This is a genomic window from Merdimmobilis hominis (assembly GCF_900104615.1).
Taxonomy (GTDB): domain Bacteria; phylum Bacillota; class Clostridia; order Oscillospirales; family Ruminococcaceae; genus Merdimmobilis; species Merdimmobilis hominis.
Window position 1 is genome coordinate 1,032,717 of the sequence record NZ_LT629939.1, and the last position, 26,995, is coordinate 1,059,711.

The 26,995-nt window shown below is 56.3% G+C and carries 21 protein-coding genes; 12 read left to right on the forward strand and 9 right to left on the reverse strand.

Annotated features, from left to right (window positions below; all coding sequences use genetic code 11):
- Both BQ5353_RS12395 and glgB read right to left on the reverse strand, forming a co-directional pair.
- Positions 1 to 138: sugar phosphate nucleotidyltransferase (locus tag BQ5353_RS12395; protein ID WP_267888292.1), on the reverse strand; the 138-nt coding region annotated here is incomplete at its 3' end.
- 85 nt (positions 139 to 223) lie between these two features.
- The gene (glgB, locus tag BQ5353_RS05010) at positions 224 to 2,167 is read right to left on the reverse strand and encodes a 1,4-alpha-glucan branching protein GlgB (RefSeq protein ID WP_071427419.1); all 1,944 of its coding nucleotides are present in this window, start codon (positions 2,165 to 2,167) and stop codon (positions 224 to 226) included.
- A 377-nt stretch (positions 2,168 to 2,544) separates the two neighbouring features.
- Here glgB and BQ5353_RS05015 point away from each other — a divergent pair, with 377 nt between their 5' ends.
- Together BQ5353_RS05015 and BQ5353_RS05020 are read left to right on the forward strand one after the other, a co-directional pair.
- Entirely contained in the window at positions 2,545 to 3,705 is a 1,161-nt protein-coding gene (locus BQ5353_RS05015) for a double-cubane-cluster-containing anaerobic reductase (protein ID WP_071428417.1), read from the forward strand.
- A gap of 10 nt (positions 3,706 to 3,715) precedes the next feature.
- Positions 3,716 to 4,483, forward strand: a complete 768-nt coding sequence (locus tag BQ5353_RS05020) for an acyl-CoA dehydratase activase (protein WP_054332011.1) — start codon at positions 3,716 to 3,718, stop codon at positions 4,481 to 4,483.
- Positions 4,484 to 4,619: 136 nt separating this feature from the next.
- On the opposite strand, the gene BQ5353_RS05025 is transcribed toward BQ5353_RS05020, so the two are convergent.
- Both BQ5353_RS05025 and nifJ read right to left on the reverse strand, forming a co-directional pair.
- Positions 4,620 to 6,239: a CTP synthase gene (locus BQ5353_RS05025; RefSeq protein ID WP_054332062.1), complete on the reverse strand. Its 1,620-nt coding sequence runs from the start codon at positions 6,237 to 6,239 to the stop codon at positions 4,620 to 4,622.
- A gap of 437 nt (positions 6,240 to 6,676) precedes the next feature.
- The gene (gene nifJ, locus BQ5353_RS05030; protein WP_071427420.1) at positions 6,677 to 10,228 is read right to left on the reverse strand and encodes a pyruvate:ferredoxin (flavodoxin) oxidoreductase; all 3,552 of its coding nucleotides are present in this window, start codon (positions 10,226 to 10,228) and stop codon (positions 6,677 to 6,679) included.
- Positions 10,229 to 10,514: 286 nt separating this feature from the next.
- Here nifJ and BQ5353_RS05035 point away from each other — a divergent pair, with 286 nt between their 5' ends.
- The 5 genes from BQ5353_RS05035 (at position 10,515) to BQ5353_RS05055 (ending at position 14,390) form a co-directional block, all read left to right on the forward strand.
- Positions 10,515 to 11,846: a hemolysin family protein gene (locus tag BQ5353_RS05035; protein ID WP_071427421.1), complete on the forward strand. Its 1,332-nt coding sequence runs from the start codon at positions 10,515 to 10,517 to the stop codon at positions 11,844 to 11,846.
- A gap of 58 nt (positions 11,847 to 11,904) precedes the next feature.
- The gene (locus tag BQ5353_RS05040; protein WP_054332014.1) at positions 11,905 to 12,420 is read left to right on the forward strand and encodes a hypothetical protein; all 516 of its coding nucleotides are present in this window, start codon (positions 11,905 to 11,907) and stop codon (positions 12,418 to 12,420) included.
- A gap of 155 nt (positions 12,421 to 12,575) precedes the next feature.
- Positions 12,576 to 13,166 carry a hypothetical protein gene (locus BQ5353_RS05045; protein ID WP_054332015.1) on the forward strand — a complete coding sequence of 197 codons (591 nt, stop codon included), beginning with the start codon at positions 12,576 to 12,578 and terminating at the stop codon, positions 13,164 to 13,166.
- A gap of 21 nt (positions 13,167 to 13,187) precedes the next feature.
- Positions 13,188 to 13,691: a hypothetical protein gene (locus BQ5353_RS05050; protein WP_054332016.1), complete on the forward strand. Its 504-nt coding sequence runs from the start codon at positions 13,188 to 13,190 to the stop codon at positions 13,689 to 13,691.
- A 36-nt stretch (positions 13,692 to 13,727) separates the two neighbouring features.
- A complete protein-coding gene (locus tag BQ5353_RS05055) occupies positions 13,728 to 14,390 on the forward strand; it encodes a hypothetical protein (RefSeq protein WP_071427422.1) in 663 nt (220 codons plus the stop codon).
- A 49-nt stretch (positions 14,391 to 14,439) separates the two neighbouring features.
- Here BQ5353_RS05055 and BQ5353_RS05060 read toward each other — a convergent pair whose 3' ends face one another.
- Together BQ5353_RS05060 and BQ5353_RS05065 are read right to left on the reverse strand one after the other, a co-directional pair.
- Complete coding sequence (locus tag BQ5353_RS05060) at positions 14,440 to 14,802, reverse strand: VOC family protein (protein ID WP_071427423.1); 363 nt, start codon at positions 14,800 to 14,802, stop codon at positions 14,440 to 14,442.
- 138 nt (positions 14,803 to 14,940) lie between these two features.
- Positions 14,941 to 16,398 carry an MATE family efflux transporter gene (locus BQ5353_RS05065; protein WP_083386410.1) on the reverse strand — a complete coding sequence of 486 codons (1,458 nt, stop codon included), beginning with the start codon at positions 16,396 to 16,398 and terminating at the stop codon, positions 14,941 to 14,943.
- 448 nt (positions 16,399 to 16,846) lie between these two features.
- Here BQ5353_RS05065 and BQ5353_RS05070 point away from each other — a divergent pair, with 448 nt between their 5' ends.
- Together BQ5353_RS05070 and BQ5353_RS05075 are read left to right on the forward strand one after the other, a co-directional pair.
- Positions 16,847 to 18,223 (forward strand): hypothetical protein, encoded by a 1,377-nt coding sequence (locus BQ5353_RS05070; protein ID WP_071427424.1) that lies wholly within the window; start codon positions 16,847 to 16,849, stop codon positions 18,221 to 18,223.
- A gap of 66 nt (positions 18,224 to 18,289) precedes the next feature.
- Entirely contained in the window at positions 18,290 to 18,988 is a 699-nt protein-coding gene (locus BQ5353_RS05075) for a GDSL-type esterase/lipase family protein (protein ID WP_071427425.1), read from the forward strand.
- Between the two features lie 104 nt (positions 18,989 to 19,092).
- On the opposite strand, the gene BQ5353_RS05080 is transcribed toward BQ5353_RS05075, so the two are convergent.
- Entirely contained in the window at positions 19,093 to 20,448 is a 1,356-nt protein-coding gene (locus tag BQ5353_RS05080) for an MATE family efflux transporter (protein ID WP_071427426.1), read from the reverse strand.
- A 724-nt stretch (positions 20,449 to 21,172) separates the two neighbouring features.
- Here BQ5353_RS05080 and BQ5353_RS05085 point away from each other — a divergent pair.
- Both BQ5353_RS05085 and BQ5353_RS05090 read left to right on the forward strand, forming a co-directional pair.
- A complete protein-coding gene (locus BQ5353_RS05085; RefSeq protein ID WP_071428419.1) occupies positions 21,173 to 21,910 on the forward strand; it encodes an ABC transporter ATP-binding protein in 738 nt (245 codons plus the stop codon).
- Positions 21,904 to 22,821, forward strand: coding sequence for a SufB/SufD family protein (locus BQ5353_RS05090; RefSeq protein WP_054332023.1), 918 nt, complete (start codon positions 21,904 to 21,906; stop codon positions 22,819 to 22,821). Before BQ5353_RS05085 ends, BQ5353_RS05090 begins: the two co-directional genes overlap by 7 nt.
- A gap of 144 nt (positions 22,822 to 22,965) precedes the next feature.
- Here the strand turns inward: BQ5353_RS05090 and gap are convergent, their stop codons facing one another.
- Entirely contained in the window at positions 22,966 to 23,985 is a 1,020-nt protein-coding gene (gene gap, locus BQ5353_RS05095; protein WP_054332024.1) for a type I glyceraldehyde-3-phosphate dehydrogenase, read from the reverse strand.
- A gap of 543 nt (positions 23,986 to 24,528) precedes the next feature.
- On the opposite strand from gap, the gene BQ5353_RS05100 reads away from it, so the two are divergent.
- Positions 24,529 to 25,665 (forward strand): sensor histidine kinase, encoded by a 1,137-nt coding sequence (locus BQ5353_RS05100; RefSeq protein ID WP_054332025.1) that lies wholly within the window; start codon positions 24,529 to 24,531, stop codon positions 25,663 to 25,665.
- Between the two features lie 132 nt (positions 25,666 to 25,797).
- Here BQ5353_RS05100 and BQ5353_RS05105 read toward each other — a convergent pair whose 3' ends face one another.
- Positions 25,798 to 26,826 carry a hypothetical protein gene (locus tag BQ5353_RS05105; RefSeq protein ID WP_071427427.1) on the reverse strand — a complete coding sequence of 343 codons (1,029 nt, stop codon included), beginning with the start codon at positions 26,824 to 26,826 and terminating at the stop codon, positions 25,798 to 25,800.
- Between the last annotated feature and the right edge of the window lie 169 nt (positions 26,827 to 26,995).

A 26,995-nucleotide genomic window follows, 5' to 3' on the forward strand; every position in this document is an offset into this window, starting at 1 on the left:
GGACAGGGGAAAATCAATGATGCGGTATTTGCCGCCAAAAGGAACCGCCGGCTTGGCCAGGTTCCGGGTCAGGGCGTAGAGGCGGCTTCCTTGCCCTCCGGCCAGCAGCATGGCGATCCATTCTTTTTTGCGAAACATGTTGAAACCTCCCCGAGCGATATTGGGATATACATAAAACAAATCCAGGCAGCCGGTTGTTCTCCTTTGCCGGATTGTGGCGAACTTACAGGTTCTCCTCCCGGTCCGGCTTGCGGGCCCGCCGGGCGGCGCGGGGTTTGCGGGGGCTCTCCGCCGCCAGATACAGGGTGGACATCGGCGGGATCGTCAGCTCCACTGATTGATCAAACCCGTGCATGGGGACCTTCTCACAAGGGTAAAGGGGCGGATGGACAACGCCGGTCCCTCCATAGAAGAACTCGTCGGAGTGGAACACCACCCGGTAGCCCTTGGCATCTGGGACACCGATCCGGTACTTCTCCCGCAGAACCGGGGCAAAGTTGCACAGGCAGATCAGTTCCTTCCCCTTTCGGTCGATGCGCCGGAAGACGATGATGTTCTGGGCGTTATCGTCATTGGCGATCCACTGGAACCCCTCCCAGCTGTCATCCACCTGCCAGAGGGCGGCATTCTTTTGATAGAACCGGTTCAGGTCCCGCACATACCGCTGCAATTCCTGGTGGCGCGGGTAGGAGAGCAGGAGCCAATCCAATTCCTTTTTATAATCCCACTCGATGAACTGGCCGAACTCGCTGCCCATAAACAGGAGCTTTTTGCCTGGGTGAGCCATCATATACCCGAGAAAAGCCCGCACCCCGGCGAATTTTTGATCGTATGCCCCCGGCATCCGGCCGATGAGGGAGCCCTTTCCATGGACCACCTCGTCATGGGAGATAGGCAATATGTAGTTTTCACTGAAGGCGTACATCAGGCTGAAGGTCAGCTTGTCGTGGCACCCGGCCCGGAACAAAGGGTCGGTGGAAAGGTAGGAGAGGATGTCGTTCATCCACCCCATATTCCACTTGAGGGTGAAGCCAAGGCCCCCGTCGTAGGGCGGCTTGGTGACCAGCGGCCAGGTGGTGGATTCCTCGGCGATGGTGAGGACATCCGGATGGGCGGAGAGCACCGCGGTGTTCATCCCCCGCAGAAGGGCCACCGCCTCCAGGTTTTCCCGGCCTCCGTGGATGTTGGGGGTCCACTCCTGCCGGCCATAGTCCAGATAGAGCATCGACGCCACCGCATCCACCCGCAGGCCATCCACGTGGTACTCCTCCACCCAGAACATCGCCGAGGAGATGAGGAAGCTTACCACCTCCCTGCGGCCGTAGTCAAACACCCGGGTCCCCCAGCCAGCGTGCTCCTGCTTTTGGGGGTGCCTGTATTCATAGCAGCACTCCCCGTCGAATTCATAGAGGCCGCAGCCGTCTTTGGGGAAGTGGGCGGGAACCCAATCCAGAATCACCCCCAGCCCAGCCTGATGGCATTTATCCACAAAGGCTTTAAACTGCGCCGGGGTGCCATAGCGGGAGGTGGGGGCAAAATATCCAGTCACCTGGTACCCCCAGGAGCCGTCATAGGGGTACTCGGTCACCGGCATCAGTTCCAAGTGGGTGTACCCCATCCCCTTGGCGTAGGGGATCAGCTCCTGGGCCAGCTTTTCGTAATCAAAGGGCTCCCCGTCGGGGTAGCGCCGCCAGGAGCCCAAATGCACCTCATAGATGTTGAGGGGGCTGTGGAGATGATCCTTTTCCCGCCGTGCGGCCAGCCACTTCTCATCCTTCCAGGCATACCCCTCCAGGTCGTAGAACCGGGAAGCGGTGCCAGGCGCGGTCTCGCTGTGGAAGGCGTAGGGGTCCGCCTTCAAAAACTCCCGCCCGTCAGCGGCAGTGATGGCGTATTTATATAAGGCAAAGGGCTCTACGCCGGAGACATACCCTTCCCAAACGCCCCCTTCCCCCACTGGGGACAAGGGGTGCTTGTGGGAATCCCAGCTGTTGAAATCCCCCACCACCGAAACCTGTTGAGCATGGGGGGCCCACACCCGGAACATCGCCCCCTTTCCCCTTCCCCGGCGGGCGGGGTGGGCGCCCAGATACTCCCAGGCGCGGCAGTTGCTTCCCCCGTGAAAATCTGAAAGAGCCTGCCGTTCTTTTTTGCTCCTTGGAGCCATCGCGGCACCTCCTTTTCCTCTTTTTTTAATCATACCAGCTTTTTCCTATTTTTTCAAGAAACACCCATGCAAACATACAGAAAATATAGAGAAAAATTCCATAAAATTTAGTAATATTTACAAATTCTTGACCGTTCCCTTCATTCATCAGCGATTATTATACCTGCCTTCCCATGTCGAAACCACCCACACCCTGCCTAGTATCCCGCCGCTCTTTTTTCTTATTGAAAAAGGCGATGGCTCGGCCCGCAGAATAGATATTTTTTATTTGCTTTTTCCCACTCCCCAACCGTAAACTAATCTTGTTGGCTTATGCCGAAAACCGCCTTTTGGGGGCGGTTTTTCATGGAATTACGATAGAATGGATGGGATACAAGATGGAACTAAAAAAAGAGCTGCCCGAAATCTTTGAAGAATTCGCCGAGGCACGGCGCAACTCCTTCATTAGCGCCAAGAAAGTCAAGGACAACAACATACCGATGATCGGCACCTTCTGTACCTATTTCCCTCAGGAGCTGGCCATCGCCATGGGAGCCATTACCGTCAGCCTCTGCTCCACCAGCGATGAGACCATTCCCGACGCGGAGAAAGACCTGCCCCGCAACCTCTGTCCGCTGATCAAATCCAGCTACGGGTTTGCCAAGACCGACAAATGCCCCTACTTCTACTTCTCCGACCTGATCGTGGGCGAAACCACCTGCGACGGCAAAAAGAAGATGTACGAATACCTGGGCCAGTTTAAAAACGTCCATGTGATGAACCTGCCCAACACCCAGAGCGAGGATTCCCTGGTTCTGTGGAAAAAGGAGATCATCCGCCTCAAGGAGGCACTGGAGGCCCAGTTCGGCGTCACCATCACCGAGGACGACATCCGCGCCGCCATCCGCTCCCGCAACGATGTGCGCCGCGCCATGAAGCGGTTTTACTCCCTGTCCAAGCTGGATCCAGTGCCCATGACCGGCGTGGACCAGTACAAGGTCCTGTACGGTTCCACCTTCCGGATGGACCAGCGGATCAAGGAAAACAAGCTGGCCAGCGATATCGATGACATCATCGCTAAGATCATGACAGAGTACGAGACCAACAAGCTGCCCAAGAAGCCCCGTATCCTGGTCACCGGCTGCCCCTTGGGCGGCGTCATGGAAAAGATTGTCGGCGCCATTGAGCAGAACGGGGCCTATGTGGTCTGCTATGAGAACTGCGGCGGCGCCAAAGCGGTGGAAGACCTGGTGGACGAGGAGAACCCCGATGTCTACGACGCCCTGGCCCGCAAATACCTGAACATCGGCTGTTCCTGCATGAGCCCAAACCCCAATCGCATTCTGCTGATGGACCGGCTCATCGACGAATATAAGGTGGATGCGGTGGTGGAGGTCATCCTCCAGGCCTGCCACACCTACAATGTGGAGACTCTGTCCATCAAACGGTTTGTCAACCAGGAAAAGGGCATCCCCTACATGAGCGTAGAGACTGACTTTTCCACCTCTGATGCTGGCCAGCTGAACACCCGTCTTGCCGCCTTCATCGAAATGCTGTAAGGGGTGCGCCATGCTGACATTGGGAATTGATTCCGGCTCCACCACCACCAAAGGAGCCCTCTTTGACGGAACTCAGGTTGTGAGGACCGCCATCCTGCCCACCTCCGCCAACCCGCGGGAGAGTATCCTCGCCCTGTATCACCAGCTCCACTCCCCAGAGGTGACTTTCACCGTCTCCACCGGCTATGGCCGGGATCTGTTGGAGGAGGCTGACCAAAAGGTCACCGAGATCACCTGCCACGCCCGGGGGGCCGCCTATCTCAACCCCGCCACCCGGGTGGTGGTGGACATCGGCGGCCAGGACAGCAAGGTGATCCTCCTGGACAACGGCCTCAACGTGGTGGACTTTTTGATGAATGACAAATGCGCCGCCGGCACTGGCCGGTTTATTGAGGTGATGATGCGGATCTTGGAGGAAGACCTTGCTTCCATCGACGAGTTTGTGGTGGGCAAACACCCGGTCAACATCTCCAGCATGTGCACCGTCTTCGCCGAGAGCGAGATTGTCAGCCTGCTGGCCACCGGAGCTGACCGGGGAGATGTGGCCTTGGGGGTCATCCAATCCATCTGCCGCCGGACCGCCGTCTTCGCCCAGAAGCTCTCCCTCCAGGAGGAGGTCTTTTTCAGCGGGGGGCTGGCCAATTTTGAGAGCTTCCGCTCCACCCTCCAATCCTTCTTGGGCCTGAAGGTAAACACCCACCCCTTGTCCCAATATGCAGGGGCCATCGGGGCCAGTGTTGTCGCCTACAACAAAGCAAAACGGCTGCAACGGGTGTAAGGTATACCACTTACAACTCCAAAAATCCCCTTGGGGGCGCTAATCCAGGCACTCCAAGGGGATTTTTCTTTTGCTTTTGCAGGCGCCGCCTTTATCCCCCTGGCGGCGGCCGAATTTCATTTTCTGCCGGGTTCTTCTATTGGCCGCATCTGTCTTGGTGAAGATCCAGCGCCGCGCCCACAAACCCGCAGAACAGCGGGTGGGGCCGGTTGGGACGAGATTTAAACTCCGGGTGGAACTGGACCCCTACATACCACCGGTGGGTGGGGATTTCCACAATTTCCACCAATTTGCCATCGGGGGAAAGTCCTGTCAGCGCCATCCCTGCGGCGGTGATCTCCTCCCGGAACTGGTTGTTGAACTCATACCGGTGGCGGTGCCGCTCACTGATAGAGGGCTGGCCGTAGAGGCGGCGGGCCAAGCTCCCCTCCCGGAGTACACATGGGTACCTTCCCAGCCGCATCGTACCGCCCTTTTCGGTGATCTCCCGCTGCTCGTCCATCAGGTGGATGACCGGGTGGGTGGTCTTCTCGTCAAATTCATAGGAATCGGCGTCGGCGTAGCCCAATACGTTGCGGGCAAATTCCACCACCGCCATCTGCATCCCCAGGCAGATGCCCAAATAGGGGATGTCCTTCTCACGGGCGTAGCGGGCGGCCTCCAATTTGCCCTGGATGCCCCGGTTCCCGAATCCGCCGGGCACCAGGATGCCGTCGCACTCCCCAAGAACGGCCGCGGCGTTTTCCCGGGTGACCTCCTCTGCGTTGATCAGCCGGATATCCACCGCCCCATCCTGAGCGGCCCCGGCGTGTTTCAGCGCTTCAAGAATGGAGAGGTAGGCATCGGGCAGGGCCACATATTTGCCCACCACCCCGATGACCGCCTTGTGGGAAGGGTGCTTCATCCGCTCCACCATAGCCTTCCATTCCCGGAGACCCGGCTGTTGATCCGGTAGGCCCAGATGGTGGCAGACTGCCGCGGCCAGCCCCTCCCGTTCCAGCATCAGCGGGGCTTCATATAAGGTGGACAAGGTCAGGTTTTGAATGATGTCTTCTGGCCGGGTGGAACAGAATAAAGCCAGCTTCTCCCGCATTTCCCGGGGAATCTCATACTCGGTGCGGCAGACAATCACTCCCGGCTGAATGCCCAGGGATAGGAGCTCCTTCACCGAGTGCTGGGTAGGCTTGGATTTTAATTCATTGGAGCCGGCGATAAAGGGGATGAGGGTCACATGGATGAACAAGGCGTTCCCACGGCCCACCTCGTTGCCCACCTGGCGGATGGCCTCCAGGAAGGGGAGGCTTTCAATATCCCCCACTGTGCCGCCAATTTCTGTGATGACGATGTCGGCTTCGCCGCTGTTGCCCACCCGGTAGATCCGGTCCTTGATCTCGTTGGTGATGTGGGGGATCACCTGGACTGTTCCGCCCAGGTAGTCCCCCCGGCGCTCCTTCTGGATCACCGTCCAATAGATTTTACCAGTGGTCACGTTGGAATCCACCGAGAGGTTCTCGTCGATGAACCGCTCGTAGTGGCCCAAATCCAGGTCGGTTTCAGCGCCATCCTCGGTGACAAATACCTCCCCGTGCTGGTAGGGGCTCATGGTGCCGGGGTCCACGTTGATGTACGGGTCAAATTTTTGGATGGTCACCCGGTAGCCCCGCTCCTTGAGCAGCCGCCCCAAGGACGCTGCCGTGATGCCCTTCCCCAGGCCGGATACCACACCGCCGGTGACAAAGATGTATTTTACTGACATACGCGAATCCCCCTTTTCTTCTTTCACCCACACCCTGAAAAAATGGGAAACCGCCCCGTCCCCATCCAAATTTGCGGATGGGAAACGCAGGGCGGTGTTTTCAAAGTGCAAGCGTTTCAGCCTTCAGTTTACATTCCCCTTGGGGAAATGGTTTTTTACAAGGTTTTATTTTACATTTTTTTGCACTCTGGGTCAAGCAAAACCTGCAATTTTTCTTTATATTTCCCAAATTATCAGTAAATACCCCTCGGTTTTTGCAACAGATGGCGGTTCGGCATGAGAAAAACCAAGGACAATACCATTTCCCTGTAGAAAAGGGGCACTGGGGGGCGCCGTTCTTCTCTCGGGGCACCCTTTCCCCATTGTATCTGCACACAAAAAAGCAGCCGCCCCAATGGGGCGGCTGCTTTTCATGCAGTCAGCTTTGAAACGGCTTATTATTCTACATCGTAGAGTTTGGCAAGCCGCAACAGGTGTTTGTAACGATCCTCGGCAACGGTTTCCGCCTTGTCGAACAGAACGTCTGCACGATCGGGATAAGCGCGAACCAGCGAGCTGTACCGGACCTCATTGGAGATGAAGTCTTTGTAGCTGGCGGTAGGAGCTTTGGAATCCAGCTGGAAGGGGTTCTTGCCCTCCAGTTTCAGGCGGGGATCGAAGCGGAACATATTCCAGTAACCAGCCTCAACAGCCCGTTTGATCTCGGTCTGGGCGATGGTCATGCCGCCCTTGATGCCGTGGTTGATGCAGGGGGCGTAACCAATGATCAGGGAAGGACCATGGTAGCTCTCCGCCTCGGTGATAGCCTTGATGCACTGGTTGTAATCAGCGCCCATAGCCACCTGGGCAACATAGACGTAGCCGTAGCTCATGGCAATGGCAGCCAGGTCTTTGTTCTTGACCTCTTTACCATTGGCAGCGAACTGGGCAACAGCACCCACAGGGGTGGCCTTGGAAGACTGGCCGCCGGTGTTGGAGTACACCTCGGTGTCGAAGACAAAGACGTTGACATCCTCGCCAGAAGCCAGGACATGGTCCAGGCCGCCGAAGCCGATGTCATATGCCCAGCCGTCGCCGCCGAAGATCCAGACGGATTTCTTGGAGAGGAACTCCGCGTTGTCCAGGACATACTGGCAATCCTCACAGATGGGCTCGTGTTTCAGCAGGGGCAGCAGTTTGGCGACAGCGGCTTTGTTGGCAACGCCGTCTTCCAAAGTGGCCAGGAACTCTTCGCAAGCCTCTTTCTTGCCAGGGGTCTGGGTCTTGCCGGCGATGACCTTGACTCTCTCGATCAGGCTGTCGCGCATGTTCTTCTGAGCCAGGTAAATGCCGTAGCCGTACTCCGCATTGTCCTCAAACAGGCTGTTGCCCCAAGCGGGACCGTGGCCGTCTTTGTTGACGGTGTAGGGAGTAGAGGGAGCAGAACCGCCCCAGATGGAAGAACAACCGGTGGCGTTGGCAATGTACATCCGATCGCCGTACAGCTGGGTGACCAGTTTGGCGTAAGGAGTCTCGCCGCAGCCTGCGCAGGCACCGGAGAACTCAAGCAGAGGCTGCTTGAACTGGCTGCCTTTGACGGTGGTCTCTTTGAACTTGGCAAGAACTTCGGGCTTCACATCCAGGGACTGGCCGTAAGCGGAAACTTCCTGCTGGTCCAGCTGAGAGTCGAGGCTCTGCATGGTGAGGGCCTTGGCGCCCTTCTTGCCGGGGCAGACGTTGGCGCAGGAGCCGCAGCCAGTGCAGTCCAGAACCGAAACAGTCATGGCGAACTTGTAGCCGGGCATACCGGTCATGTCCGCAGTCTTGGTGCCGGCAGGGGCATTAGCGGCCTCCTCCTCGGTCATAGCAAAGGGACGGATGACGGCGTGGGGGCAGACATAGGAGCAGAAGTTGCACTGGATGCAGTTTTCGGGGTTCCAGACAGGGACATCCACAGCGATGCCGCGTTTCTCGTAAGCGGAGGACCCCACAGGGAAGGTGCCGTCCACCATGCCCATGAAGGTGGAAACAGGCAGCTTGTCGCCCTGCTGTGCGTTGACAGGGGTCTGGATGTTGTTGACGTAGTCCACCAGGTCTTTGCGGGAACCGGTGGCAACGGGATGCACGATGGCGCCGGAAGCCTGTTTCCAGGACTCGGGGATCTTGATCTCCTTCACGTCGGTGACACCGCGGTCGATGGCGGCATGGTTCATAGCGACAACTTTTTCGCCCTTCTTGCCGTAAGAAGCGGTGGCAGCATCCTTCATGTACTTGACAGCATCCTCGATGGGGATGATGTTCGCCAGTTTGAAGAAAGCGGATTGCAGGATGGTGTTGATGCGGCTGCCCAGGCCGATTTCCTTACCGATGGAAATACCGTCGATGGTGTAGAACTTGATGTCGTTCTCAGCCATATAGCGCTTCACATCGCCGGGCAGTCTCTTTTCGATCTCATCCATATCCCAGCCGCAGTTCAAGAGGAAGGTGCCGCCCTTTTTCAGGTCGGAAACCATGTCGTACTTGTCAATGTAGGAGGGATTGTGGCAGGCAACAAAGTCAGCCTTGCTCACCAGATAGGTGGACTTGATGGGCTTTTTGCCGAAACGCAGGTGGGAAACGGTGACACCGCCGGATTTTTTGGAGTCATAGGAGAAGTAAGCCTGCGCATACATATCGGTGTGGTCACCGATGATCTTGATGGAGTTCTTGTTGGCGCCGACGGTACCATCGGAGCCCAGGCCCCAGAATTTGCAGCTGGTGGTGCCTTCGGGGGTGGTATCAGGCATTTTTACCTCGTCCAGGGACAGATGGGTTACATCGTCCACAATACCGATGGTGAAACGCTTCTTGGCATCGGCCTTTTTGGCGTTCTCATACACAGCGGCGATCTGGCCGGGGGTAGTGTCCTTGGAGCCCAGACCGTAGCGGCCGGAGTACACAGGGGTGTTGTGGAACTTGGAATCCCGCAGGGCCAGGACGACATCCAGGTACAGGGGTTCGCCCAGGGAGCCAGGCTCTTTGGTCCGATCCAGAACGGAGATGGTCTTGGCAGTCTCGGGGATGGCGGCGATCAGGTGCTCAGCGCTGAAGGGACGGTACAGGCGTACCTTCACCAGGCCAACTTTGGCGCCAGCGGCGTTCATATGGTCGACGGTCTCCTCGATGGTGTCGCACACCGAGCCCATGGCGACGATGACATGCTCGGCATCGGGGGCGCCGTGGTAGTTGAACAGGCCGTAGTTGGTGCCCAGTTTGGCGTTGATCTTGCCCATGTACTCCTCAACAATGGCGGGAACCGCATCGTAAGCGGAGTTGCAGGCTTCTCTGGCCTGGAAGAAGATGTCCGGGTTCTGAGCGGTGCCGCGCAGGGTGGGACGCTCAGGATTCAGGCAGCTCTTGCGGTAAGCGTTGACCGCATCCATGTCCAGCATCTCTTTGAGGTCTTCGTAGTCCCACATCTCGATCTTCTGGATCTCGTGGGAGGTGCGGAAGCCGTCGAAGAAGTGCAGGAAGGGCACTCTGCCTTTGATGGCGGCCAAGTGAGCGACAGCGCCCAGGTCCATGACCTCCTGCACGCCGCCGGAAGCGAGCATTGCAAAGCCGGTCTGACGGCAGGCGTAGATGTCGGAGTGGTCGCCGAAGATGGACAGCGCGTGGGAAGCGATGGCGCGGGCGGACACGTGGATTACTGCGGGCAGCTGCTCGCCAGCAATTTTATACATATTGGGGATCATGAGGAGAAGGCCCTGGGAAGCGGTGAAGGTGGTGGTCAGGGCGCCGCCTGCCAAAGAACCGTGCACGGTTCCGGCTGCGCCGGCCTCAGACTGCATCTCCACGATTTTGACCTTCTGGCCAAAGACGTTTTTACGGCCGTCTGCAGACCATTTGTCGGATACTTCCGCCATGACGGAAGACGGCGTAATGGGGTAGATGGCAGCAAGGTCTGTAAACGCATACGCTACATGTGCAGCGGCGTTGTTGCCATCCATGGTCTTCATTTTTCTTGCCATGTTTTTTGTTCCTCCCTTTGGATTTTTGGGCGTTCCCGCAAATTCGGGACATGCCATTCTTTGGATACTTACCCATATAGATTCTATCATTTCTCCCCTCTAATGTAAAGAGAACAGAGGGTCTTTTGGTCGATTGAAAGCCAATTTTGAAAAATATTTATCACCCTTCCCCGCCAGCCCCGCTGCCCCTATGCGGCAAATTGACAGTGCCGGGTAAACCATGTATAATTTGGTAGGAAAGCGGTTTTCCGCAAATATCAGTCTTAATAGGTTAAGGAGATGCTTTATGGACCCCGACGGTACTATTGCCCCGCTTCTATTGACCCTTTTCATCTTAGTGGCGGCCAGCGCCTTTTTTTCCATGTGCGAATCCGCCATGGTCACCCTCAGCGACAGCCGGCTCAAACGCCTGGTGGAGGACGGCGACAACCGGGCGCGCAAACTCCTGGATAAGCTGGACCACCCCTCCCGGTTTTTGGCCACCGTACAGGCCGGCGTCACCCTGTGCGGCCTCTTTGCTGCCGGCCTAGTGTGCGACCGGTTCGCCGGTGTGGCGGTCAATGCTTTGGCTGGCCACGGCATAGCCAGCCCCTGGCTCCACCCCCTCGCTGTCTTTTTAATCACATTGGTTCTCGCCTTTGTGCTGTTGGTGTTCGGCAAACTGCTGCCCAAGCGGCTGGCCGCTTCCCGGCCGGAGAAGATCTCCTTCTCCCTTATTGGCCCTTACGGCTTCTTTGCCGCCCTGCTACTGCCCTTTGTGGCTGCGGCAGAAGGCTTCGCCGGCCTGCTGCTGCGGATGTTGGGCCACAGCCCCGATGAGGAACCAGAGGAGGTCACCGAGGAAGAAATCCGCATGATGGTGGATGTGGGCGAGGAAAAAGGCGTCATCGAACAAAGCGAGAAGGACATGATCAACAACATCTTCGAGTTTGACGACCGCTCGGTGGCAGCCGTGATGACCCACCGGACCGAGACCACCGCTGTGGAAGCCACCGCCTCCCTGGAGGAGATCGTCCAGGTGGCCATGGAAACCGGTTATTCCCGCATACCGGTGTATGAGGACGACCTGGACAACATCATCGGCATCATCTATGCCAAGGACCTTTTGCAGTTTATCGGCAGCGAACGGGAGTTTAACATCCACAACTGCATGCGCCCGCCCCTTTTCATCCCTGAATCCACCCGCTGCACCGAGCTGTTTAAAGAGCTGAAAAGCCGCAAGCTGCAAATGGCAGTGATTGTAGATGAATACGGCGGCACTTACGGTATTGTCACCATGGAGGACTTGCTGGAATCCATCGTGGGCAATATCCAGGATGAATACGACAACGAAGCGGAGGAGATCTCCGTCCAACCGGACGGCGCCGTGACTTTTGATGGTTCAGTGTCCCTGGACGAGGTGGAGCGGCAGCTGGGCATCGAATTTGAAGACGACGTGGACTCGGAGACTCTGAGCGGCGTCCTCACTGACAAGCTGGGGCGCATCCCCAAAGCGGGGGAACACCCCCAGGTTACCATTCAAAACACCCTTTTCACCGTGGTGGAAATGGATGGCCGCCGGATCTCGAAAATCCGCGCTGAAACCCTGCCCGCCGACGGGCAGGATGAACTGGTATAAAAGAGCGAAAACGCAGTTTGCCCTGTGGTCAAACTGCCGGAAAGGAATCTCACCGACTATGAACCCTTTGACCCGCCTGTTTTCCATTGTCTTCACCGTCGCCTGGTTGATTGTCTGCTTCGGTGCGGCCATCTTCCTGGGGAAGCTGCTCCCCGGGTATGTGGGCTTTTTCGCCAGCATCATCCTGTGGGCAGTGTTGTTTGCCACCCCGTTTTATATCCTCCGCCGCCGGACAGATGCCCGGGCCAAGGAGACCCCTTTGGTGGAATACATCGCATCCAAACTCCCCAAGCGCCCGCCGGACCATATCCTGGTCCAGGAGAAAAATGTGATGATCGATCAGGTGGGCCTGGTGTTTGAAACTGCCGGTTATGAAAACCTCAACCGGGACCAGTGCCGGGATCTGGCGCTGAAGCTGTTCGAACGGCTGGGGGAGCAGTATGAGACCTTCGCCCTCTTCTTCAGCGAAGAGGATGGCCTCAACTACCGCCCTGTGGTTCGGGGCGAAGTAGAAGCCGATGGGCAAGGGGTGTTCCGGGCGTATTTAGTCCGTCACAAGAGCGTGATGGATTAACCGTTTTCCATTTTTTCCCGGCCCATGGGGGAAAAATCTGGTGGGGTGCAAGTTTTCCCCGCTTTTCAGGCACTGAAAAACAAAGGGGGGAGGGTACGCCCTCCCCTCTTTTTTCGCAGATAGAACCAAGTATACACCTTGAAAGGAGTGTTTGTATGAAAAAGGCGCTGATTTTGTTGACCGCAGCCGCGTTGCTGCTCACCGCCTGCGCAGGCAGTGGGAACCCCTCCAGTGAAGGTTCTTCCCAGCAGTCGAGCCAGTCCTCCCCTGAAGCCGCTCCTGTCACCGCCGAGGAGCTGATCGAACCCGCTATGGAAGCCTATACCTGGTGCATGGTCTACAGCCTCCCCTGCGACCCCAACGACGCCGTTTCCCTGGATGGATGGCCCGCCTACCGGGTCACCGACCCCCGCTTCCCCGACTACGATTCCCTATATCGTTATCTGACCGGAATTTTCTCCCAGGAGATGGTGGACAACACCCTCCTCTCCGGGGGGAATTATGTGAATGTGGACGGCGCCCTCTACAGCCATGACGGAGCGCGGGGCTCCAACATCTTTGTCGGCGGGGTGACCTATGCCATGGGTGAGGAAACCGACACCCGCCGGGAGATCATCGCTTCGGTGGAGTACCTGGTGGACCCTGCCGCCGAGACACCTGAGGTGGAAAAGGTCGAGGAATACACCTTTGTCCAGGAAAAAATCGATGGGAAATGGCTCTTCACCCAGTTCCCTTACTTTTATTAACCCCGTAGGAGGGTACCCGCTGTGAAACGCCTTCTCCCCTTTCTTTTCGCCCTCCTGTTTCTGTTGCCAGGCTGTAACCCAACCCCAAAGACGCCGGAGGAGCTGGTCGCCCCTGCCATGGAGGCTTATGGATGGTTTGTCACCGGCGGCCTCCATTACCAGGCGGAGGAAGTCTGGGTCGAGGGAGGTAGCTCCCCCTGGCACCAGGTAGACGACTCCCGCTTCCCCGACTACCAATCCTTCTACCGCTATCTCACCGGCATCTTCCCCCAGGAGATGGTGGACGGCACCCTTCTGGCCGGGGGCAACTACCGGGAACTGGATGGCAAACTGTATACCCGGGGCAATATCCGGGAGAAAAACCGCTTCATTGGCGGCGCCGATTACGCCCTGGTTTCCGAAACCGATTCCCGCCGGGAGATCATGGCCACTGCCTATTTTGTCAAGGGTGCCCAGGAATACCTTTTCGTCCAGGAGAAGGTCGACGGCAAGTGGCTCTTTACCCAGTTCCCTTACTTCTATTAGGGCGGGCAACATCACTTCAAAACAAAGGAGATCCCTGTGAAAAAATTACTGATTAGCCTCCTTGCGGCGGCGGCCTTATCTGCATTTTTAGGCGGATGCCGCTCCACTCCCCCTGCGGAGGAGAACCTTCCTTCCAGCCAAGGCTCCTCCCAATCCCTGTCATCCCAGCCGGAGGGGGCCTCCAGCCCAATGGAGGACTTCTTATCCTCTACTCCGTCTCAAACGGGCGGCAGCTATGCCGCCCAACCGGCCCCAGAATCCACCCCTCCCGCTGTACCCCAGGAGAGCAGTTCCCAGGATGCGGAACAACAACCCAGCAGCAATTCTTCTGCCGGCAAGCCCCAGGAGGGTTCTTCTCCATCCTCCGCACCGGAAGAGGGGAGTTCCCTGATTGGAACCTACCTGCCCCAGGAGGACCTGGGTGCCATCCGTCTCACCCTGACCCTCCAAGAGGGGGATCAATACACGCTGAAGCTCTCCGCCTTCCTGCTGTCCGGCACAGTGAGCGGCAGCTACGCCGTCAACGGCAGCCAGGTCTCTTTGGCGGCGGAGGCGGTGAATCTGCCCAGCTACTCGGCGGAAAATGTAGGCAGCCTGGAAGTCACCCTCCAGGAAGACGGCTCTCTGTTCTACCCCTGCGGCGATTTTGTGGCCCAAGTGGGAATCACCCAGGAATCCATCACCTTTGTCAAGGAATAACTGCACATAAAAAGGGCCGGGGACTCGAGTCCCCGGCCCTTTTTATGCCTTATTTTTGGATTTTCTGGAACTCCACCAAATATCCATTGGGATCGTGGATGAAGAAGGAATACACCGGGAATACCGGGTGAAGCTGGGGAGCGCCCATGGTCTCCACCCCATGGCTGGTGATCCGCTGGTAATAGGCATCCACATCGGCATTGTCCGCACAGTTGTGGGACAGGCAGATGCTGCTGGCCAGCGGGCGGCCATCGTCGTATTGGCAGAACCCCCAGTAGCCGTAGCCGGTATCGATCAGCCGGGTGCTGCCCAGGTCTTTGGCTACTGTGAGGCCGATGACCTCGGTGTAGAACTTGGTGGTCTCCTCCAAATTGATGCAGGGCAAAAAGATGATGCTGGATTCAATCGCCATATGAAAACTCCTCTCCAGTTTGGAATTGATCTCATTATACCACAAATCCACACTGGGGAGAAAGATTCCGCCCATGTCCAGCCCGGTTTCTACACAACAAAAAAAGGAGAGGCAAAAGCCTCTCCTTTTCCATTTCTATTAAACAATGATTTTTTTCCACTTGCCGGAGTTGAAACGGAACAGAACCAAGGTAGAACGGATCAGCTGGTCCACAGCGATGGCCACCCAGGCACCCAGTAGGCCCATATTCATCGAGTTGATGAGGAAGATGGCCAGCAAAGGGCGGACGACCAAAACGGTGAGGAAGGTGATGTAAGCGGTGGCACGGGTATCGCCGGCGCCGCGCAGCGCACCTGCCAGGATGAACTGGCTGGACTGGAGCGGCTGGGTAATGGCCACGATCATCAGCATCTTGGCGCCTTCCGCCACGATCATCGGGTCGTCGTTGTACAACGCCACGATGGGACCGCCAAAGAAGAAGAAGACCACACCCAGGAACAGGGAGACCATCATGCCGAGGCGCCTTGCCCGGTGGCAATATGCCTGCGCCAGGTCGGGGCGCTTTTTCCCCAAGCTTTGGCCCATCAGGCTGGTGGCAGAGGTGGCAAAGGCCTGGCCATTCATAAACGACAGCGCTTGGATATTCATGCACACCTGATGGGTGGCGAAAGCCACAGTTCCCAAACCAGCCACGGTCTTGGAGAAGATGATCATACCGGCCCGCATCAAAAGCTGTTCAATCATGGCGGGGATACCAACGTTGACAATGCGTTTGATCATCGGCAGGTCGAACTTGAAGCTGTCACCCCGCTTGATCCGCAGGTAAGATTTAGGCCGCAGAATCATATACACAGCGATGCCGAAGGCCACAAACTGGCCCAGGATGGTGGCCAGCGAAGCGCCGACAACCTCCAGGCGGGGGAAGCCCAGGTTGCCGCCAATGAGCAGGTAGTTGAAGATGACGTTGACCACATTGGCGATGATGTTGTAAATCATGGCAATACGGCTGTTGCCGATGCCACGCATGGTGGCGGTGACAACGCTGGTCAGTGCCACGGCGGGGATGCCGATCATCTGAATGCGCAGGTACTGGGTGCCGCCGATGAGGGTGGCCTCCTCGGTGGAGCCCATAAACTGGATCAATTGAGGCGCAAAGATGTAGCCTACCACCGCTGCAATGGTGGAAAGTATGAGGGAGAGCACCAGAGCCTGGCGCAGGATCACGTTGGCATTCTCCTGATCGCCGGCGCCCTTAAACCGGGCAACCATAGCGGTGGCGCCCACGTTCAGAGCCATGAACATGGTCATGACAAGGAATTTAGGCTGGGTGGAAAGGCCGACACTGGTCAATGCCCAGGCGCCCAACTGGCCCACCATCATCAGGTCGACCATCGAAGCGAGCTGTGTCAAAAGCAGCTCGACGCAGGAGGGCCATGCGATTTGAATGACATCGTTGTACAGCTGGCGGGAGGTGTATCCCTCAGGGATTGCCTTGGTCACCCGTTCGTGGTGAATGGGATGATCCGTATCGGCAAGCGCCCTCTCCCGTTCCAGCTCCGCCTCGGTCGGCGTGCTGACTTGTTTATTTTCTTCCATGCACACTGGGCGGACTCCCGCCCATGATCACTCCTTTTCCCTAGATTGAAAAGAAACCGGCAATTCCCCTAGAAGCCGGCCATAAAACTGCTCTCACTTTTCTTTTTTATCTTAACACAATTAAGTAACAAAATATATAGACATTATTTACAAATAGCCGAAACAGTTAATTGGGTGAATTTTCCCGCTGTAAAGATTGTTAAAAAAATACTGGGCATAGTTGTAGAAAATTCAATTGCTATTTTAGGGAATATACACTATAATCAAGGTGCAATCTGCGGCAGTCCTGTCCAGGGGCCCATTCCATCCAGGGAGTGCCCTCACCCACCCACACATACATAAATTTTTTCTCTTTCCCCGTTCATCCGGCCAAAGATGCAACAAAACGGCTATTCTATGCCACTATATCCATAACAATTGAGAAACTTGTTTTTTTAAGGAGGTTTCTATGAAACGATCCATCGCGCAGAAAGCGCTCGCCCTCGTGCTGTCCGCCATGCTCTTGCTGGCTCCGCTCTCCGGCTGCCAAGGGCGGGATGACCCGTCGGAACCCTCGTCTTCTTCCCAGAGCTCCAGTGAGGAGCCGTCCTCCAGCAGCGAGGAGCTGGCGGAAAGCAGCTCCCAGGAGGAAAGCAGCAGCTCCTTGAGAGCGGAGCCTTCCTCTGTCCCTCCGGTCACCTCATCCTCGTCTTCTTCCCCCGCATCCAGCTCCACCCCTGCCCCGGCGGCTTCCACTGCCAAGCCCTTCGCCATCCCCGCTGGATCGGTGACCAAGGTAGTAGTCTCAAATGGCGGCCACGAGACCTATGACGACGTGATCACCGTCACCGGGCAGGAGGACATTACTGCCCTGGTGCAGCTGTTCAACGGCTTTGCCGACAGCGTCCAGAAGGAACGCATCAATCCCCCCACCGGCGGCCTGATAAGCAAAGTGGACTTCTATTACAGCGACGGCTCGGTGGCTTCTTATGGTTATCACTGCAGCCCCGCCCAAAGCAGCTTTTACTTCTCCACCGGCGGCCAGTCCTCCCAGTACACCACCAACAGCCCGGCCGGGATGCTGGTCAACGAAATCCCGGAGAAGATGCTGAAAAAATACCCCACCAACTCCTCTTACTTCAACTATAACGGGCCGGCCAAAGGCTGGATTTTGGACAATCAGAACATGCTCTACTTCCCCCTGACCCAGGGGGAGACCAGCCAGATCCTGGCGGCCATGCGCAACTTTGGCACGGTAACGGTCAGTGAGGTGGACCCTGGACCGGAAGGCTGGTCCAGCACCATCCGCATCGCCCGGCAGAATGCCACCGAAGATATTTACGACTATGAGTGCCACAGCACCGGCATCGCTGTAGATGGCGGCAAGTTCTTCCTGGTGGACACCGGCCGTCTCAATGCCCTCTACTCCCTGCGGGATTCGCTGATAAACCGGACTACTGGCATCCCCCAGTGGCTGGTGGTGATGAACGCCTCCCGGGCCACCAACATGCAGATTACCGCGGGCGGCAAGGTGTACTCCACCGATTCCAGGGATATTATCGCCGACGTGACTGCCCTGCTGAAGCAGCTCTCCTGCCACACCGGTACCTTGAAGAATCCCTCGGCTGGCGATTTCTCCGGCATCTCCGCGGAACTTCGGCGGATTGATCTGGATTTTGACACCGGCACTCGCTATACCATTACCTTCCATGAGAATGGGGAGCTGGTCATCGCCGCCACCGGCATGGACTTTATGTGCGTGTACCAGGCGGTCAGCGGCCAATCCCTTTCGGCCCTGCAAAGCCGGGTGGACGCTTTAGCTGCCCAGGGGACTGCGGCCGCCTAACCCAGGCACCAAACCCTCAAATCCTTCATAGTATGACACCGGGGCGGCGGCCTTGGGAGGATTGCTATGAAGGATTTTTGTTATATTGCCCTAGGGGATTCCATCGCCCTGGGGACCATCACCTATTGGAGCGGAACGGTCGGGTACCCTATCCGGATGCTTCCGGAACTGCGGCGGCGGTATGGGCGGATTGCCTTCCGAAATTTCGCCCGCAATGGCGACCGGGCGGAGGACCTGCTCCTGCGGTTAAAAACCAGCGCATCTCTGCGCCACTGGGTGCAGAACGCCGATTTGATCACTTTGTGCATCGGCGGCAACAATGTGATGGCCGCTGTCCAAATCCCCGGGTTTACCCGGGCCTATCTCCCCGGTTTGGAGGCTGGCACCCGCCGGTTTGAACGGGTCTATCCCCAAATCATCCGGGAGCTGCGGCGGCTGAACCCCCACTGCCGCCTGCTCTCCATGACGGTATACAACCCCTATTCCTGCCGGCGGGAACCCGCCTTATTCCGGTTGGCCCAGAAATATTTGGGCCGGATCAACCGGTGTATCCGGGCCCAGGAAGATGTCATCCTGGTAGATGCGGCCCAGCGGTTCTCCCTAGGACCTATCGAGAAGCTGTGCTGCCTCTACCCGCGGATGGGGGCCCTTTTCCGCAACCCACACCCCACCCCATGGGGACAACTCCAACTGGCCCAGCTGCACCTGTGGGCAATCCCGGTGCTGCCCTGCCTCACCGGCTCGGTGCCTCCAGAAGGAGAATGAGCCCCCCTGCAACTGAGGATGCACTTTTTTCCAAAAAAGGGAATCGGAAACTGCCGATGCAGCTTCCGATTCCCTTTTGCTTTTTGTATCTTACATTCGGCTGCCTAGGCCAGGTTGGCCAGCCGGGCTTTATAAACCTGAATAAACAACAGGATGCTCACTGCCACCGACACCACTTCAGCGATGGGGAAGGCATACCACACCATCTCCAGCCCGAACAGGTTGGCCATCAAATAGGCCACCGGCAGGATGACAAACAGCTGCCGCAGCACCGAGATGAGCAAGCTGTTCACCCCGCGGCCAATGGCTTGGAACAGGGTGGAGAAGATAATGCTCACTGCGGCGAAGACGAAGCTAGTGCTGATGATCCGCAGGGCGGGGACTCCAATCCGCAGCATCTCCGCAGAGTCGTTGAAGATCCCCAGCAGCTGGGCGGGGAAGAACAGGAACAGAAGCATCCCCACCAAAAGGATGGTGGCGGCGATGAGGACGCCAATTTTCAAGGCATCGAGCAACCGTTTCTTGTTGCCCGCGCCGTAGTTAAAGCCCATAATCGGCATCAAGCCCTGGTTGAGGCCGAACACCGGCATAAAGACAAAGGACTGGAGCTTGTAGTACACCCCCAACACCGAGACAGCGATCTCAGAGAAGGTGATCAGGATGGCGTTGAGCCCCATGACCAGCACCGAGCCGATGGACTGCATGACGATGGAGGGCAGACCCACCGCATATATTTCCTGGATGACGGCTTTCTGTGGCCGGAAGCCCTTAATCTGGATGGTCACCGCATGGTTTTTGCAGAAGGCCACATATACACTGAATACCATAGCCAAAATCTGGCCAGCGACGGTGGCGACGGCCGCACCGGCCACCCCCATCTTGGGGAACCCAAAGTAGCCAAAGATAAAGATGGGGTCCAGGATAATATTGGTCACCGCACCCACCAGCTGGAACAACATGGGGTAAAACATGTTGCCAGTGGCCTGCAGGATCTTCTCAAAATTGATCTGCACAAAGCTGCCAAAGGAGAAGATGGTGACAATTGAAATGTACTGGGTTCCCATCTCGATGACCTGGGCGGTCTCGGTGAACGCTTCAAAGAAGGTGCGGCTGAAAAAGAGGCCGAACACGGCGAATACCAGCCAGCTGCAGATGCCAAGGAACGGGCCATGGCTGGCCGCGCTGTTGGCAGCTTCGTAGTTCTGCTCCCCCAGGCGGCGGGAGATCAGGGAATTGAGTCCCACACCGGTGCCCACTGCCACCGCGATAATCAGTGTCTGGATGGGGAAAGCCAAAGACACGGCGGTGAGTGCGTTGTCCCCCACCCGGGCTACGAAGATACTATCCACGATGTTGTACATCGCCTGGATGAGCATGGAGAACATGGCGGGCAGCGACATTGAAACGATCAGCGGGAAGATTGGGGCGGTGCCCATTTTGTTTTGTTTTGCATTTTCCATAGGGTTGTTCCTCCTGCGGGGTGATGTTCCCCTTGACCGGGCGGCGCAAGCTCCCGCCCAGTGAATCGCCCGCCCCCTCGACTGGCGGCGCAATTGGGGATCGTAATCCAAAACCGGCCGCGGCTGGGCCAGAAACATCCATGCGGTGCATGGCGGGGCGGAACTCGTCTTGGGCCCCGGCGCAAGCCCCCGGCAGCGAAAGACCCCCGCACTCCCGCGTGGATGGGATTCCATAGAACGGCGGGCTGGGCGAAGAGGTCCTTCCCTCCCCTTCCAATTCGCCATGGACAGACTGCCACAAAAATGGCCATTCCATTGGTATATTTTACATAAAAAAATGAGAAAATACAAGGCACTACCAGTATTTTGGCCTTTTGGATAAAATGTATCCCCATTTCTGGCCAAGGTTCTGGCAATCTTTTTCCCTCTGTGCTGCCCCGTTGGGGCAAAGGCCAGGGACCGGCAACATTCTCCATCGGGGGCCTAGACAAACCCTACCAAAATAGGGTATAATAATCACTGTAAAACCGTGTCAAAGAATCTGCAAGTCCCCTACTCCGCCCGCTGGAGCGGGGAAAAGCGGAACAACCATTCACCATCCCATGGCGGCAGGCCCGCCGGGGGATTTTTCCATGTTTTAAATTGCCGGCTGATCTCCGGCTTTTTCCAAGAATCGGGGCCTGTCCCCCACCTGGACAAGCCCCTGAAACACAAGGAGTTTTTTATGCTTGAAGTAAAAAATCTCACCTTCCACGTCACCGATGGCGGGGAAGCCACCATCCTGGATAACCTCAGCTTCACCGTGCCCAGCGGCCAGATCACAGTGATCACCGGCCCCAACGGCGGCGGAAAATCCACCTTGGCCAAATTGATCATGGGCATTGAGCGGCCCACCTCCGGCCAAATATTGCTGGACGGCCAGGATATCACCGGCCTTTCCATCACCGAGAGGGCCCGTCTGGGCATCGGTTACGCCTTTCAGCAGCCCCCCCGCTTTAAAGGGGTCACCGTCCGGCGGCTGTTGGAGATGGCCCACGGCAGCCCTCTTTCGGAGCCTGCATGCTGCAATCTCCTCTCCCGGGTGGGCCTCTGTTCCCAGGAATATCTGAAACGGGAGGTAGATGCATCCCTTTCCGGCGGCGAGCTCAAACGGATTGAAATTGCCACCCTCATGGCCCGGGATGTGCGCCTGGCCATCTACGACGAGCCGGAAGCCGGCATCGACCTGTGGAGCTTCTCCATGCTGGTAGACAGCTTTGAAAGCTTCCGCACCAACCCTCAGCAAAGCAGCATCATCATCTCCCACCAGGAGCGGATCATCCGCCTGGCCGATGAGATCATCGTCATTGCCGGGGGAAGAATCTCTGCACAAGGCACCCAGGAGGAAATTCTCCCGCTTCTGCAGGGGGAAGTCCAAAACTGCGCCTGCATCCAAAGACAGGGGGGGAACGGCCAATGCTAACTATGATGCAAAACCTGCTGAAAACCATCGCCGACCTGCCGGAGCTCAACTATGGGGCCTACAACCTGCGGGCCAATGGCAAAGGGGTGCAGCAGCACTCCACCGACAACATCTCCATCACCTCTAAAATCGGCATTCCCGGTATTGACATCAAAGTCAAACCCGGCGCCAAAGGGGAGGTCGCTTACATCCCGGTGGTGGTCACCGAAAGCGGAGTCAACGACATGGTCTACAACGACTTTGAAATCGGGGAAAATGCCGACGTCACCATCATCGCCGGCTGCGGCATCCACAACGACGGCTGCGATGCCAGCCAGCACGACGGCATCCACCGGTTCCACCTCTGCCCTGGGGCCCGGCTCAAATACGTAGAGAAGCACTACGGCGAAGGGGAGGGCACCGGCGACCGCATCCTCAACCCCACCACCATCGTCCAGATGGAGGAAGGCTCCTATTGCGAGATGGAGATGGTGCAGATCGGCGGAGTGACCTCCACTATGCGCAAAACCGACGCCCATCTGGGCAAGGACGCCAAACTGGTCATGACCGAAAAACTGCTGACCCATGGCAGCCAAACCGCCCATTCCGACGTGACCGTCAACCTGGACGGGGAGGACGCCGCCCTTCAGATCATCTCCCGTTCGGTGGCCAAGGATACTTCCGTCCAGGTATTCCACCCCATCGCCATCGGCAACACCAAAAGCCGCGCCCATGTCCAGTGCGATTCCATCATCATGGACGATGCCCGGGTAAGCTCCATCCCGGAGATCACCGCCAACCATGCGTTGGCCCAGATTGTCCATGAGGCAGCCATTGGCCGGATCAACAACGAGCAGCTGCTGAAACTCCAGACCTTCGGCCTCACCGAAGAAGAGGCTGAGACGGTCATTGTGAACGCCTTCCTGGACTAAGATGTTTTTGTGCTGGAAAAATTTATTCCTATAAATACCAATTGGAAATATTCTTTAAATTTATCCTCACAGTATATTAAAAAACAGAACAAACCCCCGTCTTTCCTTTGAGAGAGACGGGGGTTTTCTTTTGCAGTCGGTTGATTACTGAGCGTCTACTTTGCTCATGTGGTGGATCAAATCCAGAATCTTGTTGGAATAGCCCCACTCGTTGTCGTACCAGGAGACCAGTTTCACAAAATTCTCATTGAGCATGATGCCCGCTTTGGCATCGAAGATGGAGGTTCTGGGGTCGGTGAGGAAGTCGCTGGAGACGACGGCATCCTCAGTGTAGCCCAGGATACCCTTCATCGAACCCTCCGAAGCCTCTTTCACCTTGGCGCAGATTTCCTCATAGGAGGTGGATTTCTCCAGCCGCACCGTCAGGTCTACCACCGAAACATCCACAGTGGGGATGCGGAAGGACATACCAGTCAACTTGCCTTTCAGCTCGGGGATGACCAGGGCACAGGCTTTCGCCGCACCGGTGGAGGAGGGGATAATGTTGGCCGCAGCCGCCCGACCGCCTCTCCAATCCTTTTTGGAAGGGCCGTCCACCGTTTTCTGGGTGGCGGTGGTGGCATGGACGGTGGTCATCAAGCCCTCTACGATGCCGAAGTTGTCATGGATCACCTTAGCCAAAGGAGCCAGGCAGTTGGTGGTGCAGGATGCATTGGATACGACCACCATATCCTTGGTGTACTTATCCTGGTTGACACCCATGACAAAGGTAGGGGTCTCTTTGTCCTTGGCGGGGGCGGAGATGACAACCTTCTTGGCGCCGCCTTTGAGGTGGGCCATGGCTTTCTCGGTAGAGGTAAACACACCAGTGGACTCCACAATATATTCTGCGCCGCAGTCCTTCCACGGAATTTCTTCGGGGTTCATGCAGCCATAGACGGCGATCTCTTTGCCGTTGACCAGCAGCTTATCCTCGGTGTGGCCCAGTTCGCCCTGGAATCTGCCGTGGACGGTGTCGTATTTTGCCATATACTCCATATAATCCGGGGTGACAAAAGGATCGTTGATGCCGACGATTTCGAACCGGTCGGGCTGCGCAACTGCTGCCCGGAACACGAGTCTGCCAATTCTGCCGAAGCCGTTGATACCAATTTTAATTGCCATTGGGAACACTCCTTTTTCTTTTTGACTGGCCCACGCCAAGGGTATGGATTTCTTTTTTCCAACCCCTGTTATTTCCAGCGGAAAACGTTGCCAATGATGGAAAGAACAACTTGCAGAGCCCAAAATGGACAATCTGCTTTACCTATACTATATACCAAAACCCCGTCGGATACAAGGAGTATCGCGGGAAGCAGCTGGAATTTTCATGGAATCCCCTTTTATCTTTTGTTTTGTCGACAAAACTCTAAAAACATCTGAAAATGCGAAAAAGTTCACATAATTGGGTTAATTTACCAGTTTTGTCTTTAATTTTGTTATACATCTTTTTATTCAATAGGAATTTATAAAACTCCAACATTTCCCAGTATTATATGGATAATTTTTGATCAAAATAAATCTTTATGAAATTATTTTTAATATTTATACGGTCAAATTTATTTCCCCACCCGGTACCAATTTCTACAATTTTCAGATATAATAAAGATGAAAACTTCCAGGCCGCTGGGCCGTGGAACAAATACATGGTATTGGAAGTGTCTCTCGATGGAACAAAAAGCTGGTTTCTTTGCTTTATCAGCGGTTGAACAATTATATCAGATGTCCAGTTTCCCTGTCATGGTATGTGACCAACAGTTGCAATTGTGCTGGGCTAACGCCTTTGCCCTTTCCACCTATCCCACCCTCGCCATGGCTGACGGCCTGGAAACCCTGCTCCCGGCCAACCTTTTGATAGCCCTGCGCCAACAGGCGGAGGAGGCGCCCTGTCAGGAATTGCAGGCGCCCACGATGGCTGGCAGCACCCGCTTGATCTTTACCCCCTTGGAAGGGGGGCTGTACCTCCTGCAGTTTGCCCTCCCCAAACGCACCGAATACGCCTTCCCCTTGGAGGGGGGGAAAAAGGTGATCTCCGCCTTTGCCCACTTTTTCCGGGCACCCCTCACCTCTGCCTTTTCGGCCCTGTCGGTTCTCAGTAACAATTTGGCAGACACCGAGATCCCAGAGGAAAACCAAATCCTCATCCAGTCCACAAGCCAGAGCTGCTATAAAATGCTGCGGGCTTCCTCCAACTTCACAGACTATCTCCGCTATCTCTATGGGGAGATGACCCCTCAGCTTTCCCGGGTCACAGTCTGCCGGACGCTGGAAAACCTCTGCACTGCCCTCTCCATTGTGGGAAACCAAACTGGAATTCCCATTACCTATGAGATTCCCAACGATCCAGCCATCGCCCTTTGCGATGCCGACCTGCTGGCCAACGCGCTGCTGCAGTTGGTGTCAAACAGCCTTCTCTACACCAGGGAGGGGAACAAAATCCACATCTCGGTGCGGATTCGAGGGGACAATATGGCAATCACCGTAGCTGACCGGGGCTGTGGAATCCCCGATGATATCCAGAGGGACCTTTTCACCCCTTATTTCTCCCACGATCCCGGCGGGCGGCCCTTCTCTGGATTGGGCCTGGGCCTCACCCTGGTGAAGATTATCGCCTCGATTCACGGCGGGACGGTGGCGCTCCAATCCAAGGAGATGGAGGGGACTACTGTAGTGTTTACCATCCCACTGCGGGACGACGACAGCTACACCTTCTCTGATAAGCAAGACGCCGTGGATTATCTTTTCAATAAATTTTCACCGGTGTATGTCCAGCTCTCCGACAGCTGCCGCTGCCCCACTCCGTAACCCCCCTTCCTCCCGTTTGATTCAGTCCAGACTATGGGCAGATATTGTCGAAAAACGTTTTCTTTCTCTCGTAAATTGTCACCCAGACGGCAAAAAAGGGAACCCTTCCGGGTTCCCTTTTTCTATTGCAAATTAACCGAGGCGGATCTTCTTAGGGGTGTAGCGATTGACAGCCCCTTCGTTGATGGTGACGTTCTCCAAGCTATTTGCCCGATCCTCCAGATCCTTCTGGAATTCCTCGCTCTTCAAGCTGAGCAGGGCGGTATTCCGCAGGCTTTCCAGCATTTTTTCATCCCGGACACTGAGGCGGGTGGCCACAAAGAGGTATTCCTCGGTTTCCACCAGGAAGGGCTCATTCAATTCCTTTTGGAAAATGGCCTCCACAAATTCTTTGGGGAAGTTGCTGTTCTCTTTGCTGACCAATGCGTCGTGGATGGTCTCATCCTCATGGGAATGGACATCGTCCGGGTTTTCCGCAGTCCGTTTTTCCTCCTCCAGGATCAGGTCGAGGATCTTTTCCCCAGCCTGGGCCCGGGCCAGATAGCTCTCTGCCAGTTCTTTCACTGTGGCGAGCTTGTCCTCCGGCAGGGCGGTGCCGGTGTTGTCCACCTTGGAGAGGAGAATGTACTGGGTCTTGGCGTAATCCTGTTCGATCTTATCCAGCAGTTCCTCATCCGAAACCGCCTTGGTGCCGTCCTTGCCATAGATGGCCTGGAACAGGACATTGACCTTGGCGTTGTTCTCCAAATTCAGTTTGAGGGAGGTCTCACCCACCCCATTGAGCTCATAAATCTTTTGGAGCATCCCCCACTGGTAGGTGAAGGAATCGTCAATCTGCTTCTGCTGTTCTTCGGTAAAGGAGAGGCCCATCTCATCAAACAGCTGGTCGATGGCAATGTGTTCTTTCACCCGGTTCATGGTTTCATTGCGGATCCATTCGTCGGCATTTACCTCATCGATCTGCTGGCTGAGCAAATCCCCTTTCTGATCCGGCACCCGGTATTTGGCCTCCGAGTACACATCCATCATCGTGGCGATATACACCCCTGCGGGCAGTTTGGTGTCGCCGTATTTGGCAATCCAAGTGGTATCGGCGCCGCTGCACCCTGCAAAGGAAGCCACCAAGACCCCACACAAGGCGATCGCAGTCAGTCGTTTCATCCAATTCATCCTTTTGTTTCCTCCCAAATGAGGGGAATCCATCCTTCCCCCATTGTAATGTACATCTATGGCGCCCCTCTTGTATAACAGTTTGACACCTAGGCGCCACTTACCGCTTATTATACCATCCCCCAAAAGGGAAATCTATAGGAATTCTGTAAACACCCCC

Bases quoted from the DNA above. Each gene is read 5' to 3' on its own strand.
- glgB (WP_071427419.1), bottom strand. From the start codon at position 2,167: ATGGCTCCAAGGAGCAAAAAAGAACGGCAGGCTCTTTCAGATTTTCAC.
- BQ5353_RS05015 (WP_071428417.1), top strand. From the start codon at position 2,545: ATGGAACTAAAAAAAGAGCTGCCCGAAATCTTTGAAGAATTCGCCGAG.
- BQ5353_RS05020 (WP_054332011.1), top strand. From the start codon at position 3,716: ATGCTGACATTGGGAATTGATTCCGGCTCCACCACCACCAAAGGAGCC.
- BQ5353_RS05025 (WP_054332062.1), bottom strand. From the start codon at position 6,239: ATGTCAGTAAAATACATCTTTGTCACCGGCGGTGTGGTATCCGGCCTG.
- nifJ (WP_071427420.1), bottom strand. From the start codon at position 10,228: ATGGCAAGAAAAATGAAGACCATGGATGGCAACAACGCCGCTGCACAT.
- BQ5353_RS05035 (WP_071427421.1), top strand. From the start codon at position 10,515: ATGGACCCCGACGGTACTATTGCCCCGCTTCTATTGACCCTTTTCATC.
- BQ5353_RS05040 (WP_054332014.1), top strand. From the start codon at position 11,905: ATGAACCCTTTGACCCGCCTGTTTTCCATTGTCTTCACCGTCGCCTGG.
- BQ5353_RS05045 (WP_054332015.1), top strand. From the start codon at position 12,576: ATGAAAAAGGCGCTGATTTTGTTGACCGCAGCCGCGTTGCTGCTCACC.
- BQ5353_RS05060 (WP_071427423.1), bottom strand. From the start codon at position 14,802: ATGGCGATTGAATCCAGCATCATCTTTTTGCCCTGCATCAATTTGGAG.
- BQ5353_RS05065 (WP_083386410.1), bottom strand. From the start codon at position 16,398: ATGGAAGAAAATAAACAAGTCAGCACGCCGACCGAGGCGGAGCTGGAA.
- BQ5353_RS05070 (WP_071427424.1), top strand. From the start codon at position 16,847: ATGAAACGATCCATCGCGCAGAAAGCGCTCGCCCTCGTGCTGTCCGCC.
- BQ5353_RS05075 (WP_071427425.1), top strand. From the start codon at position 18,290: ATGAAGGATTTTTGTTATATTGCCCTAGGGGATTCCATCGCCCTGGGG.
- BQ5353_RS05080 (WP_071427426.1), bottom strand. From the start codon at position 20,448: ATGGAAAATGCAAAACAAAACAAAATGGGCACCGCCCCAATCTTCCCG.
- BQ5353_RS05085 (WP_071428419.1), top strand. From the start codon at position 21,173: ATGCTTGAAGTAAAAAATCTCACCTTCCACGTCACCGATGGCGGGGAA.
- BQ5353_RS05090 (WP_054332023.1), top strand. From the start codon at position 21,904: ATGCTAACTATGATGCAAAACCTGCTGAAAACCATCGCCGACCTGCCG.
- gap (WP_054332024.1), bottom strand. From the start codon at position 23,985: ATGGCAATTAAAATTGGTATCAACGGCTTCGGCAGAATTGGCAGACTC.
- BQ5353_RS05100 (WP_054332025.1), top strand. From the start codon at position 24,529: ATGGAACAAAAAGCTGGTTTCTTTGCTTTATCAGCGGTTGAACAATTA.
- BQ5353_RS05105 (WP_071427427.1), bottom strand. From the start codon at position 26,826: ATGAAACGACTGACTGCGATCGCCTTGTGTGGGGTCTTGGTGGCTTCC.